Annotated in this window: 4 protein-coding genes; all 4 read left to right on the forward strand. The window is 63.9% G+C overall.

All coding sequences use genetic code 11. The features are described from left to right. Positions 1–669, forward strand: a 669-nt coding sequence (locus VL752_RS21525) for an ATP-binding cassette domain-containing protein (protein ID WP_325358595.1), incomplete at its 5' end; no start/stop codon positions are given. Positions 670–680: 11 nt separating this feature from the next. After that, on the forward strand, positions 681–1,721 hold the full coding sequence (locus tag VL752_RS21530; RefSeq protein ID WP_325358597.1) for an ABC transporter permease: 1,041 nt from the start codon (positions 681–683) through the stop codon (positions 1,719–1,721). A gap of 44 nt (positions 1,722–1,765) precedes the next feature. Next, entirely contained in the window at positions 1,766–2,872 is a 1,107-nt protein-coding gene (locus VL752_RS21535; protein ID WP_325358599.1) for a substrate-binding domain-containing protein, read from the forward strand. A 137-nt stretch (positions 2,873–3,009) separates the two neighbouring features. Next, positions 3,010–3,870, forward strand: an 861-nt coding sequence (locus VL752_RS21540; protein WP_325358601.1) for an SMP-30/gluconolactonase/LRE family protein, incomplete at its 3' end; no start/stop codon positions are given.

Raw genomic sequence — 3,870 nt, forward strand, 5'->3', positions numbered from 1 at the left:
CTCTATGAGGGTGAACTTCTCGGCTTGGTCGGCTTGCGCGGGGCCGGGCAGGAAGAGGTGGGCCGCGCGCTGTTCGGCACGCTGCCGCATCGCGGCACGGTTCTGCTCGATGGTAGCCAGCCTGATCTCTCCTCCACCCGCGCGGCACTCGCTGCCGGTATCGGCCTCATGGCGCGCGATCGGGCGGAGGAATCGATCGCGCCCAGCCTCAGCATTCGCGAAAATGCCTTTCTCAATCCGGGCGCCGGGGGCAGGGGGCTGTTCCGGCCGCTCTCCCCCCGCGCGGAGGCAGAGCAGGCGCGGGCGCTCGGCGCCACCGTCGGGCTCTCGCCCAACGACCCCGACCTCGCGATCGAGGGGCTTTCGGGCGGCAATCAGCAGAAGGTCGTGGTCGGCCGTTGGCTCGCCACGAAGCGGAGGCTGCTCATCGCGGAAGACCCGACGGCCGGGGTGGATGTCGGCGCCAAGGCGGAAATCTACCGGCTCATCGCCCGCGCCCTCGATGCCGGGCTCGCCGTGCTCGTGATCTCCACGGATTTCGAGGAGATCGCGCATATCTGCAACCGCGCCCTGGTCTTCAACCGGGGCCGCATCATCGCTGAACTGCAAGGCGAGATGCTGACGACGGAGGCAGTGATCAGCGCTGCCTCCGCCTCCGAGGCCGCATAGGGAGACGAGATATGGCGATCAACTCCGTCCGTTCGGATGCGCTGGAGCCGACCCGGAGCGAACTGCGTGACGTGGGCTTCTGGGAGCGTGTGATGCGCCTCTTGCCGGTCTATGGCCTGCTGATCCTGACGCTGCTGCTTATTCTGCTCTTCTCCCTGCTGCTGCCTGACACCTTTCCGACCATGCTCAATCTGCGCTCGATCGTGTCCGACAAAGCGATCATCGCCATGCTGTCGCTCGCCGCAATGATCCCCATGGTTTCCGGCAAGATCGATCTCACCGTCGGCTACGGCATCGTGCTCTGGCATATCCTGGCGATCAGCCTGCAGGTGAATTACGGGGTGCCCTGGCCCGTGGCGGTCCTGGTGGTGCTCCTGCTCGCGGCTTTCGTGGGACTGCTCAACGGCATTCTGGTGGAGGTCGCAAGAATAGACAGCTTCATCGCGACGCTCGGCACCGGCACGGTGCTCTATGCGCTGGCGCTCTGGCATACCGGCGGGCAGCAGGTGGTGGGCGTTTTGCCGCATGGTTTCCTTGCTCTCAACGGCACGCGCATCTTTCATCTCCCGATCACGGGATTCTACGTTCTCGGCCTCGCCTTCCTGCTCTGGTTCGTGCTCGATCACCTGCCCATCGGCCGTTATCTTTATGCAATCGGCGCCAATCCGAAATCTGCAGCCCTGAACGGTATCCCTGTGCAGCGCTACACGATTGCGGCCTTCATCGCCTCGGGCCTGCTCACCGGCATCGCGGGCGTGTTGCTCGCCTCCAAGCTCCGCATCGGCCAGGCGAGCGTCGGGCTCGAATACCTGCTGCCGGCCCTCGTCGGCGCCTTCCTCGGCTCCACCACCATCAAGCCGGGGCGGGTGAATGTCTGGGGCACCATGATCGGCATTGCCATCCTGGCCATCGGCATCGCCGGAATCCAGCAGTTCGGCGGCTCCTTCTTTGTGGAACCGATGTTCAACGGCGTCACCCTGCTCATCGCCATCGGCATCGCAGGCTATGCCCAGCGCCGCCGCGGCGCGATGCGCCTTCGGCCCAAAGCCTGAGACAACAAGAAACGACAACGACAAAAAACAAAGGAAACGGCTTCATGAAGATGACACGCGGATTGCTCGCCGGTTGCGCGATGGCTCTGGCGCTCGGGGCCGGTCTTACAGGTGCCCATGCCGACACGATGTCGGACGCCAAAGCCTTCCTCGCCAAATACTCGGCCCATGTCACGACCTGGGACGGACCCACGACCGGCCCCAAGGCGGCGACCGGCAAAAGCATCGTCGTGCTTGCGGGTGACATGAAGAATGGCGGCATTCTCGGCGTCACCAACGGCTTCACGGAAGCCGCTAAGGTCATCGGCTGGAAGGTCCGGGTCATCGACGGCGCGGGCACGGTGTCGGGCCGCACCTCGGCCTTCGCCCAGGCGCTGGCGCTGAAACCGGACGGCATCGTCATCGAAGGCTTCGATCCGATCGAGCAGAAGCCCGGGCTGCAGGCGGCGGACCAGGCCCATATCCCGATCGTTGCCTGGCACGCCGGCGCGAAGCTCGGCCCCATTCCCGGTACCTCGGTCCGCGTCAATGTGTCGACCGATCCGATGCTGGTCTCGAAAGCCGCTGCCCTCTGGGCCTATATCGATGCCAAGGGTCATCCCGCCGTCGTCATCTTCACCGATGGGCAGTATCAGATCGCGGTCGCCAAGGCGCTGGAGATGAAGAAGATCATCCTTGCCATGGGCGGCAAGGTTCTGGCCTACGAGGACACGCCGATTGCCGATACGTCGAGCCGCATGCCGCAGTTGACCACGTCTCTTTTGCAGAAGTTCGGCGCGAAATGGACGGACAGCCTCGCCATCAACGACATCTATTACGACTTCATGGGGCCGTCGCTGTCGGATGCCGGGATCGACGGCGAAGGCAACCCGAAGGCGGTGGCGGCCGGGGACGGCTCGAAATCGGCCTATGAACGCATCCGCTCCGGACAATATCAAGCGGTGACGGTGGCGGAGCCGCTGAACCTCCAGGGCTGGCAATTGGTGGACGAGCTGAACCGCGCCTTCGCGGGTCAGACATGGTCCGGCTATGTCGCGCCCTTCCATGTCGTCACAAAGGCGAACATCGCCTTTGACGGGGGACCGCAGAACACCTTCGACCCAGACAACGGTTACAGGGATCACTACAAGGCGATCTGGGGCGTGCAGTAGGACGGCCGGGTCGGTTGATCGCGCAAACAGGACGGGACCGGCGGTTCCGTCCCACTGGACGGCCCGCCATCGGCCCGCAATAGTCGAGCGAGCGGCCGGGCAGGACCAGAGCCTCGGCCGGCTTCGATAAAGAGGGAATGGACCGTTACATGACGTACAAGATTCTGGATCCGCGTTTCAGGCGCCTCATCGTTGGCTCCGCGCAACTGGAGAAGCTGTATACCGGCATGCGCTGGGCCGAGGGGCCGGTCTATGTGCCGGCGGCGAAAAGCCTGCTGTGGTCGGACATTCCGAACAACCGGCTGATGCGCTTCGATGAGACGGATGGTTCCGTCAGCATCTTCGAATCGCCCTGTGGCAACCACAACGGACATACGCTTGACCATGAAGGAAGGGTCATTGCCTGCGAGCACAGCGGCAGGCGCGTGTCCCGCCTGGAACATGACGGACGCTGGACGACTCTGGTCGACAGTTTTCAAGGCAAGCGGCTCAATTCGCCGAACGATGTCGTGGTGAAGCGCGATGGCACGATCTGGTTCTCGGACCCGACCTACGGCATCGATTCTGAATATGAAGGCGACGCCGCCCCCTCCGAGATCGGCGCCTCCAACGTCTATCGCCTGGATCTTAAGACAGGGGAGATCACGGCCGTCGTCACCGATCTTCTCAAGCCCAACGGCCTTGCCTTCTCGCCGGACGAGGATCTGCTCTACGTCGCCGATACCGGGCAGACGCATGACCCGAGCCGCGCCGCGGAGATCGTCGCCTACAAGGTCTCACCCGATGGCCGGACGGTGACCCGGCGTGATGTTTTTTCGACGCTCGAGACCGGCCTCTATGACGGGTTCCGGGTGGATCGCGCCGGCAATGTCTGGACCTCGGCGAATGAGGACGTCGCCTGCTACGCGCCGGACGGCACGTTGATCGGCCTTATTCCGATCGGCGAGACGGTGGCGAATCTCACCTTCGGCGGGGCCAAGCGCAACCGGCTCTACATC

It is taken from the genome of Acidisoma sp. (assembly GCF_035492295.1).
Classification (GTDB): Bacteria; Pseudomonadota; Alphaproteobacteria; order Acetobacterales; family Acetobacteraceae; genus Acidisoma.